The 23,187-nt window shown below is 66.5% G+C and carries 21 protein-coding genes; 5 read left to right on the forward strand and 16 right to left on the reverse strand.

Translation table 11 applies throughout. The features are described from left to right. Positions 1-154 precede the first annotated feature (154 nt). The 4 genes from A5759_RS12520 to A5759_RS12535 are packed head-to-tail and all read left to right on the forward strand — an operon-like array spanning position 155 to position 6,293. On the forward strand, positions 155-1,171 hold the full coding sequence (locus A5759_RS12520) for an iron ABC transporter substrate-binding protein (protein WP_068197930.1): 1,017 nt from the start codon (positions 155-157) through the stop codon (positions 1,169-1,171). Further along, the gene (locus tag A5759_RS12525) at positions 1,172-2,752 is read left to right on the forward strand and encodes an iron ABC transporter permease (RefSeq protein ID WP_068197933.1); all 1,581 of its coding nucleotides are present in this window, start codon (positions 1,172-1,174) and stop codon (positions 2,750-2,752) included. Between the two features lie 11 nt (positions 2,753-2,763). After that, positions 2,764-3,798, forward strand: a complete 1,035-nt coding sequence (locus A5759_RS12530; RefSeq protein WP_068197935.1) for an ABC transporter ATP-binding protein — start codon at positions 2,764-2,766, stop codon at positions 3,796-3,798. Beyond that, positions 3,795-6,293: an AMP-binding protein gene (locus A5759_RS12535; protein WP_068197937.1), complete on the forward strand. Its 2,499-nt coding sequence runs from the start codon at positions 3,795-3,797 to the stop codon at positions 6,291-6,293. The genes A5759_RS12530 and A5759_RS12535 overlap by 4 nt, the downstream gene beginning before the upstream one ends. Here A5759_RS12535 and A5759_RS12540 read toward each other — a convergent pair. From A5759_RS12540 to A5759_RS12565, 6 genes are all read right to left on the reverse strand, one after another. Beyond that, complete coding sequence (locus A5759_RS12540) at positions 6,274-7,077, reverse strand: acyl-CoA thioesterase II (RefSeq protein ID WP_068197939.1); 804 nt, start codon at positions 7,075-7,077, stop codon at positions 6,274-6,276. The genes A5759_RS12535 and A5759_RS12540 overlap by 20 nt on opposite strands. Beyond that, on the reverse strand, positions 7,074-8,294 hold the full coding sequence (locus A5759_RS12545) for a CoA transferase (RefSeq protein WP_068197941.1): 1,221 nt from the start codon (positions 8,292-8,294) through the stop codon (positions 7,074-7,076). Before A5759_RS12545 ends, A5759_RS12540 begins: the two co-directional genes overlap by 4 nt. Positions 8,295-8,327: 33 nt before the next feature. Next, complete coding sequence (locus tag A5759_RS12550; RefSeq protein ID WP_369816195.1) at positions 8,328-9,068, reverse strand: HAD-IIA family hydrolase; 741 nt, start codon at positions 9,066-9,068, stop codon at positions 8,328-8,330. Positions 9,069-9,132: 64 nt separating this feature from the next. Further along, positions 9,133-9,477, reverse strand: coding sequence for a heme-binding protein (locus tag A5759_RS12555; RefSeq protein ID WP_064398725.1), 345 nt, complete (start codon positions 9,475-9,477; stop codon positions 9,133-9,135). Positions 9,478-9,505: 28 nt separating this feature from the next. Continuing rightward, positions 9,506-9,802, reverse strand: a complete 297-nt coding sequence (locus A5759_RS12560; protein ID WP_068197944.1) for a hypothetical protein — start codon at positions 9,800-9,802, stop codon at positions 9,506-9,508. Positions 9,803-9,920: 118 nt separating this feature from the next. Next, positions 9,921-10,709, reverse strand: coding sequence for a spirocyclase AveC family protein (locus tag A5759_RS12565; RefSeq protein WP_068197948.1), 789 nt, complete (start codon positions 10,707-10,709; stop codon positions 9,921-9,923). A 203-nt stretch (positions 10,710-10,912) separates the two neighbouring features. Between A5759_RS12565 and A5759_RS12570 the strand changes: the two genes are divergently transcribed. Further along, positions 10,913-11,569, forward strand: coding sequence for a TetR/AcrR family transcriptional regulator (locus tag A5759_RS12570; protein ID WP_068197949.1), 657 nt, complete (start codon positions 10,913-10,915; stop codon positions 11,567-11,569). On the opposite strand, the gene A5759_RS12575 is transcribed toward A5759_RS12570, so the two are convergent. The 10 genes from A5759_RS12575 to A5759_RS12620 form a co-directional block, all read right to left on the reverse strand. Further along, positions 11,566-12,444, reverse strand: a complete 879-nt coding sequence (locus A5759_RS12575; RefSeq protein ID WP_068197951.1) for a mycofactocin-coupled SDR family oxidoreductase — start codon at positions 12,442-12,444, stop codon at positions 11,566-11,568. The two genes, A5759_RS12570 and A5759_RS12575, sit on opposite strands and share 4 nt — an antisense overlap. Before the next feature lie 64 nt (positions 12,445-12,508). Beyond that, positions 12,509-13,777: a cytochrome P450 gene (locus tag A5759_RS12580; RefSeq protein WP_068197952.1), complete on the reverse strand. Its 1,269-nt coding sequence runs from the start codon at positions 13,775-13,777 to the stop codon at positions 12,509-12,511. After that, the gene (locus A5759_RS12585; RefSeq protein WP_068197958.1) at positions 13,774-14,685 is read right to left on the reverse strand and encodes an SDR family NAD(P)-dependent oxidoreductase; all 912 of its coding nucleotides are present in this window, start codon (positions 14,683-14,685) and stop codon (positions 13,774-13,776) included. Before A5759_RS12585 ends, A5759_RS12580 begins: the two co-directional genes overlap by 4 nt. Beyond that, positions 14,682-15,905: a cytochrome P450 gene (locus A5759_RS12590; RefSeq protein ID WP_068197960.1), complete on the reverse strand. Its 1,224-nt coding sequence runs from the start codon at positions 15,903-15,905 to the stop codon at positions 14,682-14,684. The genes A5759_RS12585 and A5759_RS12590 overlap by 4 nt, the downstream gene beginning before the upstream one ends. A 10-nt stretch (positions 15,906-15,915) precedes the next feature. Then, complete coding sequence (locus A5759_RS12595) at positions 15,916-17,367, reverse strand: aldehyde dehydrogenase family protein (RefSeq protein WP_068198339.1); 1,452 nt, start codon at positions 17,365-17,367, stop codon at positions 15,916-15,918. A gap of 19 nt (positions 17,368-17,386) precedes the next feature. After that, positions 17,387-18,274, reverse strand: coding sequence for an SDR family oxidoreductase (locus A5759_RS12600; RefSeq protein WP_068198337.1), 888 nt, complete (start codon positions 18,272-18,274; stop codon positions 17,387-17,389). Positions 18,275-18,299: 25 nt separating this feature from the next. After that, positions 18,300-19,445 carry a spirocyclase AveC family protein gene (locus A5759_RS12605; protein WP_068197962.1) on the reverse strand — a complete coding sequence of 382 codons (1,146 nt, stop codon included), beginning with the start codon at positions 19,443-19,445 and terminating at the stop codon, positions 18,300-18,302. Positions 19,446-19,448: 3 nt separating this feature from the next. Next, positions 19,449-20,561: an ABC transporter substrate-binding protein gene (locus A5759_RS12610; protein ID WP_068197965.1), complete on the reverse strand. Its 1,113-nt coding sequence runs from the start codon at positions 20,559-20,561 to the stop codon at positions 19,449-19,451. Between the two features lie 60 nt (positions 20,562-20,621). Next, positions 20,622-21,428 carry a CbbQ/NirQ/NorQ/GpvN family protein gene (locus A5759_RS12615; protein WP_068197968.1) on the reverse strand — a complete coding sequence of 269 codons (807 nt, stop codon included), beginning with the start codon at positions 21,426-21,428 and terminating at the stop codon, positions 20,622-20,624. Positions 21,429-21,483: 55 nt separating this feature from the next. Next, positions 21,484-23,187, reverse strand: coding sequence for a nitric oxide reductase activation protein NorD (locus A5759_RS12620; RefSeq protein WP_068197970.1), 1,704 nt, complete (start codon positions 23,185-23,187; stop codon positions 21,484-21,486).

Below are 23,187 nucleotides of genomic sequence, written 5' to 3' on the forward strand. Positions count from 1 at the left end.
TCGCGAGGCCGACCGCCCCCCGGGTTGCAAGCAAACTACCCCGCCGAATTGCTCTGCAAACTGCGGGCGGCGAGGCCGACAGGGTATGTTCGTTAGGTAAACCTCAGCTAAAGATTGCGGCCTGACCTGCACGTACCGCGAAAGGACCCCCTGTATGCGATCACGGTGGAGGCGGATCGCCGCCGTCCTGGCAACCCTCGCGCTGACATCCGGCGCCACGGCCTGCTCGGATGGGGGTGAGAGCGACGAACTGCTGATCTACAACGCCCAGCACGAGTCGCTGACCAAGGAATGGATTGACGCCTTCACCAAGGAAACCGGGATCAAGGTGACCTACCGCCAGGGCGGTGACACCGAACTCGGCAATCAGCTTGTGGCCGAAGGGAAAGCATCGCCTGCCGATGTCTTCTTGACGGAGAACTCGCCGGCGATGGCCGCGGTCGAGCGCGCCGGACTGTTCGCCGACCTTGCACCCGAGACTCTCGACCAGGTGCCGCCGCAGTACCGGCCGCCGACCGGTAAGTGGACCGGGGTGGCCGCGCGCAGCACCGTGTTCGTCTACAACACCTCACGACTGCAGCCCGACCAGCTGCCGAAGTCGCTGCTCGACTTGCAGCAGCCGGAATGGAAGGGCCGCTGGGGCGCGCCTCCCACCAAGGCCGACTTCCAGGCGATCGTCTCGGCTCTGCTGCAACTGGAGGGTGAGCCGGCCACCGCGCAGTGGTTGGCGGCCATGAAAGCCAACGCCAAGCTCTACAGCGACAACATCGCCACGCTCAAGGCCGTCAACGCCGGCGAGGTCGACGGCGGGGTGATCTATCACTACTACTGGTTCCGCGATCAAGCGAAAACCAAAGAGTTGAGCGGCAATACCGCGCTGCACTACTTCAAGAACGAGGATCCCGGCGCCTTCGTCAGCCTGTCCGGTGGTGGGGTGCTCGCCTCGACCGACCGAATGGACCAGGCCCAGCAGTTCATCCGGTTCGTCACCGGCAAGGCCGGCCAGGAGGTGCTCGAGAAGGGCACGTCGTTCGAATACCCGGTCGCCAGTGGCGTGCCCGCGAACCCCGCCCTGCCCCCGCTGGACACTCTGCAGGCGCCGAACGTCGACCCGTCGAGCCTCGACGCTCAGAAGGTCACCGATCTGATGACGAAAGCCGGCTTGCTGTAAGTGGTCGCCGCCGCTCCCCCTGTCCCCCCGCCCGCGGCACCGGTGTCGCGGGCGGACAAGGCGGCCCGGCCCGGTCCGCTCATCTCGGTCACCGTCGCAATCCTGGTGGCGGCCACCTGCATCCCGCTGGGATATGTGGCGTGGGCGACGGTCTCGGTGGGGTGGACGCGGGCCTACGAACTCGTGGTGCGCCCACGTGTCGGTGAACTGCTCGTCAACACGGTCGCCCTGGTTCTCGTCACGGTCCCGCTGTGTGTGGTGATCGGTGTCGGCACGGCGTGGCTGGTGGAGCGGACGGATCTTCCGGGCCGGACGCTGTGGCGGCCGCTTTTCGTTGCGCCGCTGGCCGTTCCGGCGTTCGTCAACAGTTACGCCTGGATCGGGGTGATCCCGTCGCTGCACGGCCTGACGGCGGGCGTGCTGGTCACCACCCTGTCCTACTTCCCGTTCATGTACCTGCCGGTCGCCGCGACGCTGCGGCGGCTCGATCCCGCCGTCGAGGAATCGGCGCGGGCGCTGGGATCCGGCTCGGCGGGAGTGTTTTTGCGCGTCACGCTTCCCCAGCTGCGACTCGCCATCCTGGGCGGTTCGTTGTTGGTCGGGTTGCATCTTCTCGCGGAGTTCGGCGCGTTCGCGATGTTGCGGTTCGACACCTTCACCGTCGCGATCTTTCAGCAGTTCCAGGCCACCTTCGATGGAGCGGCAGGCAGCATGCTGGCGGGTGTGCTCGTGCTCCTGTGTCTGGCGTTGTTGGTCATCGAGGCCGCCGCGCGGGGTAATGCCCGGTTTGCCAGGATCGGTTCTGGCGCCCCGCGCACGGTCACACTGATCCACCTGCGCCACAGTGTGATTCCGGCGATGACTGCGCTGACGGCGCTGGCTGTGCTGGCCATCGGAGTGCCGGTCGGCACGATCCTGCGGTGGCTGTGGTTGGGAGGCGGCGAGGTTTGGATCGTCGATGACATCCTGTCGGCGCTGGGTCAGACCGTCGGATTGGCTTCGGCCGCAGCGGTCGTGACGACTGTGCTCGCGTTCCCGGTCGCTTGGGTTGCGGTGCGCTCGACCGGCTCTCTTGCTCGCGTCGTCGAAGGCGCCAACTATGTGACCAGTTCGCTGCCCGGCATCGTCACGGCGCTGGCGCTGGTGACCTTCACGATTCACTTCGTGCGCCCCCTCTATCAGAGCGTGATATTGATCGTGTTCGCCTACGTCCTGTTGTTCATGCCCCGCGCGCTGGTCAACGTGCGGGCCGGCCTCGCTCAGGTTCCGCCGAGCCTGGAGGAGGCGGCCCGGTCGCTGGGCAGTTCGCCGGCGGCGACGTTTCTCCGGGTGACGCTGCGGCTCACCGCTCCCGCCGCGGCGGCAGGGGCCTCGCTGGTGTTCGTGGCGGTGGCAACCGAACTGACCGCTACCCTGCTGCTCGCGCCCACCGGGACCCGCACGCTGGCGATGATGTTCTGGTCGTTCTCCAGCGAGCTCGACTACGCGGCGGCGGCACCCTATGCACTGGTGCTCGTGGTCCTCGCCATTCCGGTGACCTTGCTGCTGTACCGGCAGTCGACGAAGGCGGCGGCACTGTGAGCGTTGCCGAAATGCACGGGCTGGCCAAGGCGTTCAACGGTCACACGGTGCTCGATCACATCGACCTGGAAATGCAGGCGGGCACCATCACCGCGGTAGTCGGGGCGTCAGGCTGCGGCAAGACCACGCTGCTCCGTTTGATCGCGGGATTCGAGACCCCCGACGACGGGACCATCGTCATCAGCGGACGCCAGGTCGCCAGCCCGGACGGTGCCGTCGCGCCACACCGGCGCGCGGTCGGTTACGTCGCCCAGGACGGCGCACTGTTCCCACATCTGACCGTGGGGCAGAACATCGCATACGGCCTGAACGGACCGCTCCGCCGAGCAGATATTCGCCGCCGGGTCGGCGAATTGCTCGAGACGGTCTCGCTGGATGCCGCCTTCGTACCGCGCCGGCCACATGAACTGTCGGGCGGCCAGCAGCAGCGGGTGGCCCTCGCACGGGCGCTCGCCCGCAAACCGGTCGTGATGCTGCTCGACGAACCGTTCAGCGCCCTGGACACCGGCCTGCGCGCGTCAACGCGAAAAGCCGTGGCCCGCCTGCTGATCGATGCCGGTGTCACCACGCTGCTGGTCACTCACGACCAGGAGGAGGCACTGTCGGTGGCCGATCAGGTCGCTGTCATGCGCGACGGGCGGTTCACTCAGGTGGGACCGCCGCAACAGGTGTACCGGCATCCGGCCGACCATTTCACCGCCGCGTTCCTCGGCGACTGCATATCACTTCCCTGCACGGTCACCGACGGTATCGCCGAGTGCGTGCTGGGACGAATCCCCCTGCACGGTACGGGATCACGTCCGACGGGCCCTGCGACGCTGCTCCTCCGGCCCGAACAGCTGGTCGCGACGGCGGTTTCGGACACCGAGCGGCTCGAGGGCGTCGGTACCGTGTTGGCCGTCGAGTTCCTCGGCCACGACGTGTTGTTGACCGTCGACCCCGCCGGTGACGCGGACCCGATCATCGTGCGCCAGCACAGCCTCGATCCCCCGCAGGTCGACGCGAAGGTCCACATCCAGGTGGTGGGAAGCGGAGTCGCGCTGTGACCAACCCCCTGATCGAGCACCTCCGCGGCTACGGCGACAACGTCGCGGTGCACACCGATACGCGGCACATGACCTATGCCGCGCTGGCCGACCGGGTTACGGCCGCCATGACCGCCCTCGGCGAGAGCAGATCCCTCGTGCTGCTTGAAACGCGCAACGACATCGACACGCTCGTGCACTATCTCGCCGCGCTCGCGGCTGACCATGTGGTGCTCCCCGTCCCAGCCGGGCGGGAGCACTCGACGATCCTGCGCACCTACGAACCCGACACCGTGGTCGGCGACGGCGTGATCCACCATCGCCGCAGGACCGGCGGGCGCCGCCTGCACGAGGACCTGGCGATGCTGATGTCCACGTCGGGCACTACCGGGTCACCGAAGCTCGTCCGGCTGTCCCGCGGCAACCTGCTGTCCAACGCCTGCGCGATTGCCAGCTACCTCGATATCGATGAAACCGACCGTGCGGCGACCACCCTGCCGATGTCGTACTGCTATGGGCTCTCGGTCGTCAACAGTCACCTGCTCCGCGGCGCCGGTCTCATTCTCACGGATCTCTCGGTGACCGACGAGCGGTTCTGGGACCTGTTCCGCCGCCATCGCGGCACCTCGTTCGCGGGTGTGCCCTACACGTTCGAACTGCTCGAGCGGATCAAGTTCGACGCGATGGAGCTGCCGGACCTGAGGTACGTGACGCAGGCCGGTGGGCGCATGCCGCCTGAGCGCGTCCGGCGGTTCGCAGAACAGGCCCGAAACGACGGCTGGCAGCTGTTCGTCATGTACGGAGCGACCGAGGCGACCGCCCGAATGGCTTATCTGCCACCTGAATTGGCGCTGTCGCGACCCGAGGCCATCGGCCGGCCGATACCGGGCGGTTCGTTCACGATCGAATCGACCGCCGAAGGGGCGGACGACGCCGTGGGCGAACTCGTCTACCGCGGACCCAACGTGATGATGGGCTACGCCCGCGGCCCCGACGACCTGGCCCTCGACAAGACCGTCGAATCGCTGCACACCGGCGATCTCGCCCGCCGCGCTCCCGACGGGCTCTACGAAATCATCGGTCGCACCAGCCGGTTCGTCAAAATGTACGGCTTGCGCGTGGATCTGCAACGCATCGAGTCCTCATTGAGCGCCCGCGGTATCTCCGCATTCTGCACCAACGACGACGACCGCCTCGTCGTCGCGGCGGCCGGCGCGCACAGTGAACGCGATCTCCAGCGCATCGCGGCCGAGGCCGCCGGCATACCGGCATCGGCCGTACGCGCAGTCGCAGTGGACGAACTGCCGCTGCTGGAATCCGGCAAACCCGACTACCAAACCGTCCGCGAACTCGCGCGCGGCCCAGACACGACGCCGACCACCGACCTGCGCGAGGTGTTCGCCGACGTGCTGCAGCTCAACCCGGCGGCGGTCGACCCGGACGCGAGCTTCGTCGATCTCGGGGGGAACTCGCTGTCGTATGTGGCGATGTCGGTGCGACTCGAGCGAGCGCTGGGCCAGCTGCCCGCCGGATGGCAGCAGCGGCCGCTTCGCGAACTCGAGAGGCTGGTCAAGCGGCCGCGGACGCGGTGGCGACTGTGGGACGCGACGCTGGAAACCAGCGTGGCGTTGCGGGCTGTGGCGATCATCTTGATCGTCGGTTCGCATGCCGAATTGTTCGAGCTGTGGGGCGGCGCGCATCTGCTACTCGGCATCGCCGGGTACAACTTCGGCCGGTTCTGCCTGACCCCGGTGTCGCGCACCAAGCGGGTGCGCCACCTGCGGAACACTATCGGCTGGATCGCGGTGCCTTCGGTGCTGTGGGTCGGCATCGTTCTGCTGTGGACGTCGGATTACACCTGGACGAACCTGTTGCTGGCCAACAAGTTTCTCGGTCCGCATGACAGCATGACGGCCGGCCGCCTGTGGTTCGTCGAAATTCTGGTGTGGACGCTTGTCGCTCTGGCGCTGCTGTTCTGCATACCGGCGATGGACCGGGTCGAGCGTCGGCGTCCGTTCGCGGTTGCCGTGGTGTTCCTGGTCGCCGGGTTGGCGTTGCGCTACGACGTGCTCGGGCTCGACATGGGCCGAGACGCCTGGTTCACCATGCTCGCGTTCTGGTTCTTCGCCATCGGCTGGGCGGCATCCAAGGCCGGCACGACCTTGCAGCGGGCGCTGCTGACGGCGGTTCTGGCGGTGGCGCTGTACGGCTACTTCGACAGCACGCTGCGAGAGCTCCTCGTGTTCGGCGGTCTCGTCCTGGTGATCTGGCTGCCCAGCATCCGCTGTCCAGCGGCGCTGACCGTGGCGGTCGGTGTTCTCGCCGAGGCCTCGCTGTACACCTACCTCGTCCACTACCAGGTGTATGCGATGTTCCCCGGCCACCCCGCCGTCGGCGTGATCGCTTCGCTTGCCGTCGGCATCCTGCTCACCTATCTGGTGACGATGGCGCGTCGAGGGCTGCGGGTACGCCGCAGCCAGAGCGCCTCGGCAAAGCTCAATCCCGCTCCGCGATAAGGCCTTCCTGCGCCAGCGTGGCGACGATGACCCCGTCGGTGCGGATCAGGTTCCCGGTGACGACGCCCCTACCCCGTGCGGCGGCGGGCGACGTCGACTCCAGCATGTTCCACTGGTCGGCGAACACCGGTTGGTGGAACCAGATCGACGAATCCGTGGTGCCGCTGCGGTGCGTGCGCGCCCGCATCGAGTGGCCGTGAACCTGTAGTGCGGGATCGATCATGTACACGTCGCACACATAGACCGCGATCAGGGTGTGCACGATCGGATCGTCCGGAAGCGGCACTGTGGCGCGCCACCAGAGACGGCGGACGAACTCTCCAGAGGAGCTGTCGTCGACGATCCTGATATCGAGTTCCTCGAGCGGCATCGACGGCGCGGATCCGGCGGGACCGGTGCGCGGTAAGGACTCCGGATCGTACAGCGCGGGGAGTCGGCGCCCGTGCTCCGGGCCGCGGGTGGGCACGGCGAAGGACACCGTGGCCGTCGTCAAAAGCCGTGACTGTTGCCGGGATTCGACACGGCGGGCCGAGGACGTGCGGCCGTCGAAGACGCGTGCGACGGTGTAGTCGACGTCGTCGCCTGCCTCTCCGCCGCGCAGGAACTGCAGGTGCAGGTTCGTCGGCAACCGGTCTCCGTCGACGGTGCGGCAAGCGGCGGCCAGGCTCTGCGCGACGAACTGACCGCCGTAGGCGCGTTTGCCCGCAGGGCCGCTCGCCGGCCCGACCCAGCCGTCCGCTTCCGTCCCGGAGCGCAGCTCGAGCAGCTCGAGCAGCCTGCTCATCCGGCGCGTCCCGTCGCCACCGCGCCCGACGCGACCAGGCCGTCGACCTGATCGGCGGTCAGCCCCAGCCACTCGCCCAACACGGCGACGGTGTCGTCCCCCAGCGCCGGCGACGCGACCGCGGGCGAATACTGTCCGTCGATCGAAATCGGTAGCCCCGGCGCCAGATAGCTGCCGATCCTCGGCTGGTCGAGCGACGTGAACAGCGGGTTGTCGGTGACCTTGTCCTCCGTGGTCGCCTCGGCGAAGGTGCGGTAGCGCTCCCACAGCACCGAGGTCGCCGACAGCGCGGCGCTGATCTCGTCGCCGGTGTGTGCGGTGAACCATTCGGCGAACAATCCGCTCAACGCGTCGCGATGCACGAACCTCTGCCCTTCGTCGGAGAAGTCGGCACCCAGCGTTTCTGCCAGCGCGGCAACCGCTTTCGTCGTACCGGTGAGCTCGGTGAGGTCGCGGAAGTGCCGACCGGTCAACGCGACGACCATGAACGACACCCCGTCGCTGCTGACGAAGTCCTGGCCGTACTGGCCGTACACCGAGTTGCCGATGCGTTCGCGTGCGGTGCCGTTGACCATGACCTCGGTGAAGAAGCCGAGGTTGCCCGCCGTCGCCAGGGCGACGTTCTCCAGCGGGATGCCGATTCGCTGGCCTTCTCCTGTCGCGTCGCGGTGCCGCAGCGCGGTCACGACGGCCAGCGCCGTGTAGAGGCCGCATGCGACGTCCCACGCGGGCAGCACGTGGTTCACCGGTGTGGCGAGTTCGGCTGGCCCGGTGACCAGAGGGAAACCGATGGCCGCGTTGACCGTGTAGTCGACCCCGGTGCCGCCGTCGGCGCGACCGGAGATCTCGACATGGATCAGGTCGGGGCGAAGCGCTTTGAGCGTTTCGTATGAATGCCATTCGCGCCCAGCCACATTGGTGATCAGGATCCCGCTACTCGCGATGAGCCGCTTGATGACGTCGCGGCCCTCGTCGGAGCGCACGTCAGCGGCGACCGATCGCTTGCCCTTGTTCAGGCCCGCCCAGTAGATGCTCTCGCCCTCGCCGGTGACGGGCCATCGGCGGTAGTCGGCGGCGCCGCCGATCGGATCGACCCGCGTCACCTCCGCCCCGAGCTGGGCCAGCGTCATCCCGGCCAGCGGGACGGCGACGAAGCTGGAGATCTCGACAATGCGCACGCCGGCCAGTGGCCGCGTCGCCTCGGATGTGCTGGTCATCGGGGTCAGTGTAGGCAGCGGCCCCGTCGCGGCTCACACCAGTTCGATCGCTTCGGCGATGGACGGCAGCACGCGGCTGGGCCGGAACGGGTACCGCTCGACCTCGTCGACCGTCGTCGACCCGGTCAGCACCAGGATCGTCTCCAGGCCCGCTTCGATACCCGCGACGACATCGGTGTCCATCCGGTCGCCCACCATGACCGTGCTCTCCGAATGGGCCTCGATCCGGTTGAGCGCGCTGCGGAACATCATCGGGTTGGGCTTGCCGACGAAGTACGGTTCGCGGCCGGTGGCCTTGGTGATCATCGCGGCGACCGACCCGGTGGCCGGTAGCGGACCCTCCGCGGACGGCCCGGTGACGTCGGGGTTGGTCGCGATGAACCGAGCCCCGCCGAGGATCAACCGGATCGCCTTCGTGATGGCCTCGAACGAGTAGGTCCGCGTCTCGCCGAGGACCACGAAATCCGGTTCGACGTCGGTGAGCGTGTAACCCGCCTCGTGCAGCGCCGTGGTCAGCCCCGCCTCGCCGATGACGTACGCCGATCCACCCGGCAGCTGGTCGGTGAGAAACGATGCGGTCGCCAGTGCGGAAGTCCAGATGGACTCCTCGGGTACGACCAGGCCGGACCGCTTCAGCCGGGCGGACAGGTCGCGCGGCGTGAAGATGGAGTTGTTGGTCAGGACCAGAAAGGGCCGGTGCAGGTCGACGAGCCGCTGCAGGAACTCGGCGGCGCCGGGCAGCGCGTGTTCCTCGCGGACTAAGACCCCGTCCATGTCGGACAGCCAGCACTTCGGTGTGTCGCGCACTGTCCCAGTGTGTCAGGTCCGCTCGCGCTCGTTAGCCCATCGGCAAGTCGGGCATCGCAACGTCGCAGCGCGCCCGGAAGTCGAACGCGGCCTGCCGGACCGCCCGAAGCTCGTCGCGGACCCGCGGATTCGCGTCGAGGTACGCCTTGATCTCCTGCGTCATCTGGTCCCTGGGCTTGCCTTTCAGGCCGGTGAAGAACGCGTTCACATCCGGATGCGTGAACAGGTATGACGATGTGCCCGCCGAGACTCCGGACATGACGCCGGCCAGGTCGGCGGCCGTGCAGTTCGGCGGATCGGCGGCGGCGGGTGCGGCACCGAAGAGGATCGCGCCGACGAGCACTCCGGCGCCGACAGCACTGCGTCGCAACAACATTGACAACTCCCTTACTCGGATGGGCTTACTAGCGCGGACCGCCGCCGCCGGGGCGGCCCGGTCGACCGATGTCTATCCCGGGGGGACCCGGATCGAGGATGATGTCGACGCCCCAGTCGTCGCTGCAATACCAGGGGTCGGCGCAATAGCCGGGATAAGCCGGACCGGCCTGCGGGGCATCGGGTCCCCCGCCGCGTACGGTCCCCTGGGCGCACACGGTCGCCGCGCCCGCGTTCGTGCAGTCCGCCGACGCGACGGGAGCGCCAGCGACCGGCGCCATCGAGATCGACACAGCAACCAGTAGGCAGCAATGGACAGATCTCATGGCCGCCTCCCTCTCTCGTAGGCGGATGCAGTGCCGTCGCGCCCGGGTGCGTCGGCTACCGCGAATCATCGCAGCCTACTTCGCAAACGGTGTCGGTTTTTCGAATTCGCCGAAGAGCTCAGCGCGGCTGGTTCGGCACGCCCGGGAACAGTTGCTCGGTCGGACCCGATGTCACGTAGCCACCGAGTTTCGTCGCCAGGTGTGGTGCGAACACCGCGCCGTACATGAGATGACCGACCACGACGACGGCGGCGATCGAGAGCAGCGACGATCCGACACGGCTCGTCGATCGCTTGTCCGCCCATACCTCGATCACGTTGCGCCCCCGGGAGTCGACTCGTCCGAGGAGATAGGTGAACACCATCATCTGCAGACCCATCGCGAACGCGTCGTAGAGCGGGTACTGAAACCTGCTGCCCTCGAAGATCGCCAGACCCGGGATCACGTACCCGTAGTAGAAAACCCCGAGGCGGGGACCGAAGAAGCCGTTGAACAGCAGCGCCCAGCAGAACCCGACGACCAGACCCACGATCAGCAGGGTTTGTGGTCTGCGCCAACCGAATCGCCTAATCAGCCGCCGCCCCAGCCCCGCGCCGATCACCGCCGGCAACACGAAGTAGGGGATGTAGCCGATCGGCACCGATGACGGAAGTCCGCCGCCCCACGTCATGTTCATCGGCCACCACGAGGGCATGCGCGGAAGTGCCGGCGGGAACTGGGCGTACACCGCCCAGTCGTACGGTGCCTCGATCCACGAGAACGAGATCGCCGAAATCGACAGCAGCAGCAGCGGATGGAGGCGGCTGCGCCGGATGCTCAGATACACGCCGTAGGCCAGGAACAACACTCCGCCGACGTAGGCGAAGGACAAGCCGACGATGAGCGCCGGCGTCAGCTCGGTGCTCATCGGTCGTCCTCCGCGACCGCCCTGTTGCCGCGTGCTTCGGGATCGAAGTACAGCACCAAGCCGACGATCAACACGAGCAACCCGAACAAGGTGCCGAGCATGATGAGTTGGCCCATGACCACTTCCCTTCCGCGCCCGCGTCCGCAGTAATAGTGCACACTATTACCGGTGCTCCGGTCAAGGGACGACTATCGTCATGTCCCGTGCCCCAGCGACGTTCGTCGAAGAAGGGATCGGCCCCGGAGGCGCCTGCCGGGCGCAGGGCCCCCGGCGAGGCCCGGCGGCTCCTGCTCGACGCCGCCCGTGAACTGTTCGCGCGCCGGGACTATCGCAGCACCACCACGCGGGAGATCGCCGAGGCGGCAGGCGTCACCGAATATCTGCTGTTCCGCCATTTCGGCTCCAAAGCGGGGCTGTTTCGGGAAGCCCTCGTTCTCCCGTTCACCGACTTCGTCGACGACTTCGGGAAGACCTGGCAGGCCGTCATACCCGACAAGGTCACCGAGGAGGAACTGACCCGGCAGTTCGTCGGCCGCCTCTATGACGTGCTCATCGAGCATCGCGGCCTTCTGTTGACCCTTGTCTCCTCGGCCGGCCTCACCGACGACGAGATCGACAGCGCCGGTATCGCCGATATCCGTCGGGCGCTCACGCTGCTCGGCCAGATCAGCGCCGAAGGTATCCGCCTGCGCGGACTGCGTTCGGATCAGCCCGATCTTCCCGCGCACTCGACGGTCGCGATGATCGTCGGGATGGTGGCACTGCGTTCGACCTTCTTCGGCAACAGACCGCCGTCGCGCGAGGCGATCGTTGACGAACTCGTGCAGGCGATCCTGCACGGATTCCTGCACCGGCCTTAGCCGCCAGGCCCGTTGGGCCACTTGAGCAGCGATCCGGCGTCCACGCGGATGTGCTGGCCGGTGATGTAGCGGCTGTCGTCACTGGCCAGAAACACTCCGAGGTTGGCCATGTCTTCGGGCTCGATATACGGAATCGGCATGGCCTGGAAGAGCGTGAAGAGCGGTTCGGCGTCTTCGCGGGTCGGTGTCTTGCCTTCGGCCTTCAGGTCGGGCCGGAAGACGCCGTACATCCCCTCGTTCTGCAACAAGTGGGTGTTGCAGTTGGTGGGGTGGATGGCGTTGATGCGGATCATCCTCGGCGCGAGGTGCAGGCACATCTCGTCGACGTACTCCATCACGATGCGCTTGCTCCAGCCGTAACCCGCGCCGCCGGGACCCATGTCCGGGCTCGTGGTGGTACCGCGGATCATGCCTGCGGTGGAGCCGGTCACGATGACCGACGCACCGTCGGGCAGGTGCGGAAGCGCCACCGCGACGGTGTTCATCACGCCGACCAGGTCGACGTCTGACGCGTCGACGAAGCCGATCGGGTCGGGATTGCCCATCGCCATCGGCAAAATGCCGGCGTTGGCGACCACGATGTCGATCCTTCCGAGGTCGGCGACCCCCGCCTCCGCCGCTTCCCGAAGTTCGTGTCGCTCACGGACATCGGCGACCCGAGCGACGACGCGCCGTCCGATCTCCTTGACCGCACGCTCGGTTTCGGCGAGATCCTCGGGGCTGGCGAGGGGATAGGGATTGGACGGGATGTCACGGCAGATGTCGACGGCGATGATGTCGGCGCCTTCTTTGGCCATCGCGATCGCGTGCGCGCGACCCTGGCCCCGGGCGGCCCCCGTGATGAAAGCGACCTTGCCGTCGAGCTTTCCGGTCATGTCAATGCTCCTTCGATTCTTGCCGGGTCGTGACACGCGGTGAGGTGCTCGCCGGGCGTCTTCCTCATCCGAGCGAGGTGAACGTGATGTGCAGTTCGCTGAGCCCACGCATGATGAAGGTCGGCTCATAGGTGAAGCGACGGTCGTCGGCGGGACCGTGGTGTTCGGTGGAGATCGCGATGTCGGTCATCCGGTCGAGAATCCGGTTCAACGAGATCCGTCCTTCCGCCCGGGCCAACGGCGCGCCGGGGCAGGAATGGGCGCCGCGGATGAACGCGATCTGCTCGCGAACGTTCGGGCGGTCAGGCCGGAAAATGTTGGGATCGGCGAACTTCCGTTCATCACGGTTGCAGGCGCCGGGCAGCAGCATCACCGTCGTACCCGCGGGCACCTCGACGTCGCCGATCTTGGTGGTGGTGCGCGCCATCCGGAAGTGGGATTTGACGGGGCTTTCCATCCGCAACGTCTCCTCGAGGAAGGCTGGGATCATGCTGCGGTCGTCGCGGAGCTTCTTCTCGAAGTCGGCGTTGTCGGCGATGAACCGGACCGCGGAGCTGACCAGTTTCGTGGTCGTTTCGGTACCGGCCGCGAACAGGAAGGTCGACAGATTCATGACGTCCTCGATATCGGGAGTCGAGCCGTCTTCGTGCTTGGCCTGCGCCAGCTCGGTCAGCACGTCCTCCCGGGGAGAGCGTCGGCGATCCTCGATGTAGGAGTAGAACTTCTCGTTGAGCCACTCCAGGGGGTTGTGCGACGTCGGCGCGTCCTTGCCGAGTTCGCCGACTGTCTCCATGGCGAAGACCGCTTTGAATTCCTCATGGTCCTCGACCGGCACACCGAGAAGGTCCGCGATCACCAGCAGCGAGAACGGTTTGGCGTAGGCGGACAGGAATTCACAGCTTCCCCTGTCGAGGAAGGTGTCGAGTTGCCGGTCTGCCAACCGCCACATGAAGTCCTCGTTCTCCTTGAGGCGTTTGGGCGTGATGAGCTTGTTCAGCAGGCCACGGGTGCGGGTGTGCAGAGGCGGGTCCTGCGACGTGATGTGTTCGGCCATCGGCACAGCGGCGCGGTGCTGTTCGATCAGCTCGCTGACGTCGTCGGATTCCCCCGGCCCGAAGGGCATACCCGAGAACGGGCCGGCGACCGATACGCAGGAGGAGAACGCGGGGTCCTTGTAGACGGCGAGCGCCTCGTCGTAACCGGTCACGGCGAGCACATTGAACGGGGTCGCCTGTGCCACCGGGCATTTGGACCGTAGATGATCGAAATACGGATACGGGTCGGGAACAAGAGCCGCATCGGTGAAGAAGTCGACGGTTTCGAAATCGGTCACAAGACACTCCTGGTTGCTTCGGTCACGTAGGCGTCGTCGACACTCATGATCTGGTCGAGGTTCTCGGCGATGTCTTCGGCGGTCAGCGGCTGCTTCCAGACGCCCTGGGTGCGCACGACCGCAAGGCGTGAGACACCACCCATTCCCGTCAGCAGGACCTCACCGGTGAGCGGGCACGACTCGTGCGCAAGGAAAGCCGCTGCGGGAGCGCACAGTTCGGGAGGCATGCTCGCGTTGATCTCGGCCATCATGTCCTCTGACATGCCGTACAGCTCGGCCAGTTGGCGGCCCTGGGAGGCCGACATGCGGGTGTAGGCCCGCGGCGCGATCGCATTGACTCCGATGCCGTGGGCCACGCCCTCGGTGGCGAGGGTACGGGTCAGCCCCCAGACCGCCCCTTTGGCAGCGCCGTAGCTCGTGAGTTCGGGGATGCCGCCGAGCATGGCCTCGGATACGGTGTTGACGATCCGCCCGCGGCCGGCCTTGGCTAGATGGGGCCATGCCGCCCGCGTGACGAAAAGTGTTCCGAAATAGTGCACGTCGAGCATCTTGCGGACCCGGTCCTGTGACAGCGTCTCGAAAAGTACCGGGTCGTGGATGCCGGCGTTGTTGATCACCGCGTCGATGCGCCCGAACGTTTCGGCTGCGGTGTCGACCACCGCCTGCGCCCCCGACTCCTCGGCGACGGAGGCACTGCACGCCACCGCCCGGCCACCGGCTTTCGCGATCTCATCGACCACAGAGTCGGCCGGCCGCGAGCCGCATGCGCGACCGTCGATCTGCACCCCGTTGTCGGCGACGACGACGCAGGCACCCTTGGCCGCGAGCAGCAGCGCGTGACCGCGGCCGATCCCACGGCCGCCGCCGGTGACGACCACCACCCTGTCGTCAAAGCGCAGATCGGTCACGGGCTGACCGCGGGGTCGAACACGATCGGCAGCGCGGTCGGAGACCGGAACACCTGCCCGCGGATGTAGGCTTCGTCGGCTTCGGGGTCCAGCCGCAGGTTGGGCAGCCGATCCAGCAGGAGGTTGAGCGCGACGCGCATCTCGAGGCGCGCCAGATGCATGCCCAGGCAGACGTGCACGCCGTGGCCCCAGCCGATGTTCGCCTTGGCTTCGCGGAAGATGTCGAACTGATCGGGCTGTGGGAAGCGCTCGTCCTGCCGGTTGGCCGCGCCCAGCACCGGCATCACCGACGAACCCTCGGGGATGTGGACCCCGCCGAGTTCGGTGTCGCGGCTCGCGATCCGGGTGATCATGCTCAGCGGCGGCTCCCAACGCACCGCTTCCTCGATCGCCTGCGGTATCAGCGACCGGTCGGCCAGGATCGCGTCAAGCTGTTCGGGGTTGGACAACAACCCGAACAACAGGTTCCCCAGCGACCGGTACGTCGTCTCCACACCCGCGGGCAGCAGCAATCGCAGGAACGAGAAGATCTCTTCGTCGGAGAGCTTTTCCCCGTCGATCTCGGCCGCGCCGAGCCGGCTGATCAGGTCGTCGCGCGGTTCCTCGCGTCGCGCCGCCAGGATGGGCCGGAAGTAGTCGGCCAGCGCCAAAGACGCCTCCCGCCCGCGCTCGGGGTTGATGGTGAACGACAGCAGCGAGATCGACCACTTCTGGAACTGCGCGTAGTCGTCCTGCGGCAGGCCCAGCAACCCGGCAATGATCAACGTGGGATACGGGAAGTTGAACTCCTTGACGAGGTCGACACGTCCCCGGCCGGCGAAGCGGTCGATCAGCGCATTGCCGATCGTTGTCACCAGCGTGTCTTCCCAACGGGCCAGGGCCTTTTGCGAGAACGCCTTCGCCACCAGGGCCCGGTGCCTGCCGTGCTCGGGTTCGTCCATTCCGAGCATCACATGCTTACCGAACACATCCCCGAACGCCTGGATGATGATCGACGACGAGAACGTCTCGTTGTCCCGCAGCATCTGCTGGGCTTCTTCATAGCGGTAGACCATGACGATCGGCTTACCTTCTTGCCCAGGGATACCCGGGATCTCGATCTTCTGGACCGGCTCTTCGCGACGCAGCCTCGCCAGTTCCGTGTAGGGGTCGCGCACATCGCCCGACACGAAGTCGTCGAACTCGCCGAAGTCCTCGAGGTCCTCGAACAACAGTTGCATGGCGTCCCTCCTACAAACCGGCCGGATAGGCGACGGACTTGATCTCGGTGTACTGGTCGAACCCGGCGACACCGTTCTGGCGTCCGATACCGCTGGCCTTATAGCCACCGAACGGCGTGTCAGCGCCGTACCCGGCGGAGCCGTTGAGTCCGATGAATCCGGCGCGCAGTCGCCTGGCCACTGACAGGGCCCTGTCCAGCGTCCCGGCCATTACGTTGCCCGCCAGGCCGTACGGACTGTCGTTGGCGATGCGCACCGCGTCGTCCTCGTCGTCGAACGGGATCACCGAGAGCACCGGGCCGAAGATCTCCTCCTGAGCGATGGTCATCGCGTTGTCGACGTTGACGAAAAGTGTTGGCTTGACGAAGAATCCCCTGTCCATGCCGTCGGGAGCCTCGGCACCTCCGACGAGCAGGGTCGCGCCCTCCTCGACGCCCTTGTCGATGTATCCGCGGATGCGCCCGCGCTGCTTGTCGGAGATGACCGGTCCGCACAGCGTGCCCGGATCCTGCGGATCCCCGGGCGCGACACCTTCGTAGATGCCCTTGAGGATTTCGACGCCTTCGTCGTAGCGCGAACGCGGCAGAAGCAGCCGGGTCGGGTTGGCGCAGCCCTGACCCGCGTGCATACACGGCGCGATGCCCATCATGCAGCCCAGCGCGAAGTCCGCGTCCTCGAGCACGATGGTCGCCGACTTGCCGCCCAGTTCGAGGAACAACCGTTTCATCGTCGCGGCGCCCTTCTCCATGATCCGCCTGCCGACGACGGTGGATCCGGTGAACGAGATCAGGTCCACCTTCGGTGACAGGGTGAGTTCTTCACCGACGAAGTGATCCGAGGCGGTGACGACGTTGACGACACCCGGTGGGATGTCGGTGTTCTCGGCAATCAGCCGGCCCAACCGAGTGGCGTTGTACGGGGTGTTGGGCGCCGGCTTGAGTACGACGGTGTTACCGGTGCCGAGGGCTTGCCCGATCTTCTGGATGGTGACCTCGAAGGGGAAGTTCCACGGCACGATCGCCCCGACCACGCCGACGGGCTCGCGCCAGACCTTGCGGGTGGTGTTGACCCCGGTGACCGACACGAGCGCATCGCCCAGTGATGTCTCCCAGGGATATTCGTCGATCAGCCGGGCCGGGTACTTCAGGGCGTCGAATAACGGCGCATCGAGTTGGGGGCCGTGGGTGATGGCACGCGGACAGCCCACCTCGAGGATGAGTTCCTCGCGCAGCTCTTCCTGCTCGGACTCGAGTGCCTCCTGAAGCTGCAGCAGGCACCGTTGCCGAAACGCATGATCGGTGGACCAATTCGTCTCGTCGAACGCTCGCCGCGCCGCGTCGATCGCGCGGTGCATATCGGCGTTCGAGGCATCGGCGACCTCGCCGAGCACCTGCTCGGTGGCCGGGTTGATGTTGGTGAAGGTGCCTGCCTCACCGTCGACGAGCTTGCCGTCGATCATCATCTTCGATTCGAAGCGAACGTCAGCCATGGTCTCTGCTCCCTCGTAGCGCGCCGAATCGCGGGATGCCCATCATCAGCCGGATCATCTGGTGCAGCCCGGCCGACGGGAACACCCGGTTGGCGATCAACAACATTCGCGCGTCGGGGCCGACCGGCCGCTTGACGAACGGTTTCGAACTGTCCAGTGCTTCGGCCAAACCCTCCGCGAACTTGTCGGGCGACCGTGCGGCCATGCGCATCGCGGCCCGCCCACGCTTGTCCATGGTGCGGTGATGCGGCGCATAGGGACCGGTCAGATCGCGACAGTCGGTGGTTCCCGCATCGGTGATGATCTCGGTGTCGTAGGTACCGGTCACCAGGATCGTGACGCCGATGCCGAATGGCGCGATCTCGGCGGCCATCGACTCACCCCAGCGTTCCAACGCGCCCTTGACGGCCGAATACGGTGCGGTGGCAGGCATTCCGCGCACACCACCCTGGCTCGACACCAGCACGATGCGACCGCAGCCGGCTTCGCGCATGGACGGCAATAACGCCCTGGTCAATCCGACGGGACCGAAGATGTTGGTCGCGAACATCTGCTCCCACAGATTCACCGGTGTCTCCTCGACCATTCCGGCCGCCGAGATGCCGGCGTTGTGCACCAGCGCATACGGGGCGCCGACCGCCTCCTCGATCGACTTGGCCGCCGCCTCGATCGAGGCGGTGTCGGTGAGGTCGAGCGTGACACCGATCAGGTTCGGATCGTCCGGCACCGCGCCGGTCGCCTCACGCAGCCGTTGCATGCCGGCATCGACGGACCGCATGGCCGCGACGACCCGCCAGCCGCACCGGTACAGATGCGACGCCGATGCCAACCCCAGCCCCCGCGAGGCGCCGGTGATGACGACGCTGCGCTCAGCCCTCATTGTCTGTTCTTCGCGCAAGCGCTCATCACCCATCCTGGGCGTCCGGTGCGCACCGGTTGCTCTTCTCACCCAGTTCCACGTCCGGGCGCCCGTCGGGCTGCCCGCTCATCCAGGTCGACATGATTCCGACTGAGTACGGACCCGGTTGGCCGTTCGCTTCGTAGAAGCCCTGCGGGTCATAGACCTTCACTTCCGGATACGGCCACGGGCAGGCCACCGACGTGGAGATCTTGGTCGCCTTCACGATCGCGAAAAGCCCGCCGTAACAGAAATAGGCGACGTTGATGATCACGAACATCACCACGAAGGTGCCCAGCCTGGGCCTCGAGGCTAAGATCCGCGCCCGCTGAGCAAGCTTCTCCGCGACGGACTTACCGGTGTCGTCGCGGTAGAGCAGCACACCGGCGGGGATCATCACGAACGTCACCGCCACCACTTCCCAGATCAACGGGAATTGATAGGTGTCTCCGGTGAACACCGACGCCCACGGCGGCACCTGCGAATAGATGTACATGCCGGTGCGCACCAGGGTGATCTCGAGCGCCGCGTCCACCACCACCCCGATAGGGAAGATGATGGCCGCCAGGCTGATCAGCGGATGGCGCCACACGAATGACTCGACAGGCCTGCGCGCCTGCAGTTTCCGCAAGATCCAGATCGCCGGGAAATAGGGCCCGAGATAGAACATCACGTAGCCGAGGACCACGAACGGTTCCACCGTCGGTGACAGCGACACCAATGGCCAGTCCTCGGGCAGGTGCGCCAGCTGGGGGTTGTAGACCGCGAACGGCGACCAGTTCATGATCGGGTCTTGCCACACGATCAACGACGTGACGAGTGCCATCAGCAACGTCGGGTTGTGCGGGTTTCGTCGCCAGTGCACCACCCACAAGGTGATGATGACGGCCATCGTGATGACGGTGAAGGTCTCGAGGATCACCACCCAGGTGGACGTGCTCCACCCGAACAGCACCTCGACGGGCCGCGGTGTCCCCTCGACATCGGGATTGGCGATGCGTGGGGACCCCGGACCCTTACGGGTGTTGACGGCGAAGAACACGGCAACGGCAAGGAGTGCCGCCACCGAGATCGACGGCCCGAGCCAGGACCGTTTCGTCGGCCCCGGAGAGGCCGGCGAGGTGGCTTCGGCCTTCGGCGTTTCAGTGGTCACGGTTCACTCCTCACCAAAGCGGTCGACGAGATGAGAGTTGACGCCGTCGGCGTCCAGCCTTCGGGCGACCAGATACCCGGCGCCCATCCACGCCCGGCGCGTCCAGTTGCCGAACGAGACGCGGGTCCCCGGCGCCCCCGCGGCCGCGGGCATCATCTTGACGCGTTCCAAGGCCTCCTTGACACCGCGCGGACTCAGCGGATGCGCATCGCTGCACGCACGGAGCAACGCTGTGGCGACGTCGCAGTTCACCACGGGCACACAGTATTCGGGCCTGCGGCCGAACTTCTCCTGGTACTTGTCGAGGAACCGCTGGCCGACGGGGTTGCCCTCGTCGTACTGGTCGACGCCCGTCCACCCCATGAACGCGTTCCACATGATCGGGTTGATCCACGCGTTCTGGAAAGCCGTGCTGGTGAAGCGCGGTGGATCCCAGCCGAGTTCTTCCAGAGCAGGGTTGACGAACACGATGCCGAACCCGAAACCGGCGTGCACCACGGCCTGCGCCTTGGCTTCGTACAGAGTCCGCACCGCTTCCGAGACATCCTGGGCCGTCTGCGCGATCGCGACTTCGGCGACGATCCGGATCCCCTTGCGACGGCACGCGTTCCGGAAGTTCTTCACGTATGTCTCGCCGACCAGTGACTGCTCCATGAGGACGCCTACCTCGTGGTGTCCGCCCTTGGCCAGAAGGTCCGCCCAGAAGATCGGCTCGTCGGTCAAAGACCCCTGCGGAAACGCGAACGTCCACTCCCCCAACCACGCGTCGCTGCCGGTGACGCTGAGCGCGGGCACCCGGAACCGCTCCTCGATGGCCTCGCGGGTCGGCACGCAGTTGTCGGTGATGTGCGGACCGAACACCGCGAGGCACCCCTCGTCGACGAGTTCGCCGAAGGCGTCGATCACCGCTTTGACCGAACCTTTCGGCAGCCCCTCGACCTCTTTGTAGATGATTTCGATGGGCCGATCGATCACGCCGTTCTCAACCGCCTCGGCGAAGATCAGCTCGAACGGATTGGACAGATCTTCCTTCATCTCCTGCGGGTACAAGTCGGGCAGCTTGAAGTCCATGAGGTACCCGAACTTGATCGGTTCCGCGGTGCTCTCGTAGGACATGCCACCTCCGTCATAGAAACCTAATATTTGTTCAGACAGTAGCGAGGGTCATGATCGGGGTCAATCATCCGGCGCCTGGTCGACCAAGTACGCGTCGATCATCTCGACCAAACCACGGGTCACGGTGGCGTCATCGGTGAGCGGGCCGGCGATCGCGGCACGTGCGGCGTCCCGCGGGGTCAGACCTTCGCCGATCAGCCGGCCCGCGGCGATCAGTACCCGCGTCGAGGCGACTTCGCGGAGTCCCCCCGTCTCCAACCGCCGGATCGCATGGCCCAACCGGACCAGCTCCGCGGCGCGGTCGTGGGCGATGCCCGCTTCGCTGGCGACGATCTTCTCTTCGACGTCTGTTGTGGGAAAACCGAATTCGATCGCAACCATCCGCTGCCTTGTGGAGTCCTTGAGATCCTTCAGCACGCTCTGGTAGCCCGGGTTATAGGAGACGACCAGACAGAACCCCCGCGCCGCTTCCAGCGTGACCCCCAGCCGTTCGATCGGCAGTTGTCTGCGGTGGTCGGCCAGCGGGTGCAGCACGACGGTGGTGTCCTGGCGGGCTTCGACGACCTCGTCGAGATAGCAGATCGCACCGTCGCGGACCGCACGGGTCAGGGGCCCGTCGACCCACTCGGTCTCACCGCCGCGTAGCAGAAACCGGCCGACGAGATCGGCGGTGGTCAGGTCGTCATGGCAGGCGACGGTGATCAGCGGACGATCCAGGTCGTGGGCCATCGCCTCGACGAACCGCGTCTTGCCACAGCCCGTCGGGCCCTTGAGTGCGATGGAAAGCCCCTGCTTGTATGCGGCCTTGAAGACCTGCTCCTCGTTCGCGACGGGCACGTAGTAGGGCCGCGGTGGCTTCACCTGCATGGCTTCCCTTCGGTTCGAACTCGCTTAGGACCCTAGCGCGGAACAGATGTTTGGTTCAAGATGCAGACGCAGTCGACACGCGCCGGCGCAGGTCTGCGGTGCGCAGCGCCGCGCGGAACAGCGGACCGATTACGTCGGCCAGCTGCGTGGGCTTGGGTATCGACGCGTGTGCAGCGCTGCCGAACACCATGGCCAGCTCCCCGGAGTCGGTGGCGGCGCCGATCGTCAAGCACAAGCAGCCGATACCCTCCCGCCGGGCCTCCCCCAGCGCCCGGCGTACGTCGGCCGCACCGTAGCGCCGTTCGTAGCCGTGGTCGTAGGCCAAGCCGTCGGACAGCACGACCAGCAGACGTCGTGACGTGCCCGCCTTCTCCGTCATCACCGCCGTACCGTGCCGAACGGCCGCCCCCAGCCGTGAATAGGCGCCCGGGGTGAGGCTGCCCAGGCGGCGCATGACCATCGCGTCGAGGTGATCGTCGAAGCGCTTGACCGGCACGAGATGAACGGCCGAGCGGCCCTGTGACTGAAAGGCGTACAACGCGACACGGTCTCCGAGTTCATGGAGGGCAACGGTCAGCGCCGCTGCGGCCGTACGCTGCTGCTCGTGCACGGTCTGGCCGAAAGTGCCCGATTCACCTGCCGAACCGGAGACGTCGAGCAGGACGAGTACGGCCAAATCGCGACGCCTTCGCAGATTGTCGAGGTAGACCGCCTCGTCGGGCGTCGAACCCGCCAGGGTTTCGACGCGCGCCTCGACCGCGGCATCGACGTCGATATCGTCGCCCTGGACCTGCCGGTGACACCGGTCCAGCCCGATACCCAGGCGGGTGAGGGGGCGGCGCAAGGCGTGGACATCCGGGCGAACCAGCGCTTCCCCCTTCTCAATCGGTGCGTCGATCTCCACCACGGTGCACCAGTCCGGCCGGTAGCCGCGTCGCTGGAAGTCCCACTCGTCATACGTGCGCCCCCCGGTTGTGGAGGCTTCCCAGCCGTCGGAGTCCACCGCACCGGCCGCACTCGAGGTCACCGCACCTGCGCCACGAAATCCCCTGCGGGAGCGATGGGTTGGCGTATCCGCGCCCGGCGTGCCCGCACCGGAGAGTTTGCGGACACTCTTTGTCATCCTTTTCAGAAGCCTGCCGAGCGCACCGCCCCCACCAACAGGACTCGTGAAGGGATCCATCATGTCTTCGCCGTCGTCGAAGTCGTCATCGCCGTCGTCGAGGTCGGCCAGTTCCTTGTTCGCCTCGCGCCGAGGGACGTGCCCGCCGGCCGATTCCACCTGGGCGGCGGAGGCGCGGTTGGCCAACAGCTTCTGCGCCCTGATGACGCCGAACCCCGCGGGTGGATCGGCGATGTCACGACTTTGCCCCGCCACCTTCAACGAACCGACCGCCGAATCCGCGCGGGCGGCGAGGTCACAGTCGACAAGGCGGCGCACACCCGACGGCAGCAGGTCGTCGTTGACCGACAACGCTCGCTGACCCTCGACCGCGAGGTACCGGCGCGCCAGGGCCGGCCGTCTGACGAGTTTGCGCACCACCTCCGTTTCCAGGCCTCCACTGGCCAGCAGCGAGGCCTGCACCGTGACCGCCTCGAGTTGGCGGTCCGCGCCGGCGGATGGATCGACGAACACCGTGACGCCGTCCGTCCATGCCGGTTCACCCGGTGCGGCAGGCGCGACCGCTACCGTGCGGCCGGCCAGGGCCGAGGCCAGCAGCGCCAAACGCCTGGGGCTGTCGGCGTCCTCGCTCGTCAT

It is taken from the genome of Mycobacterium sp. 852014-52144_SCH5372336, from assembly GCF_001665615.1.
Classification (GTDB): domain Bacteria; phylum Actinomycetota; class Actinomycetes; order Mycobacteriales; family Mycobacteriaceae; genus Mycobacterium; species Mycobacterium neumannii_A.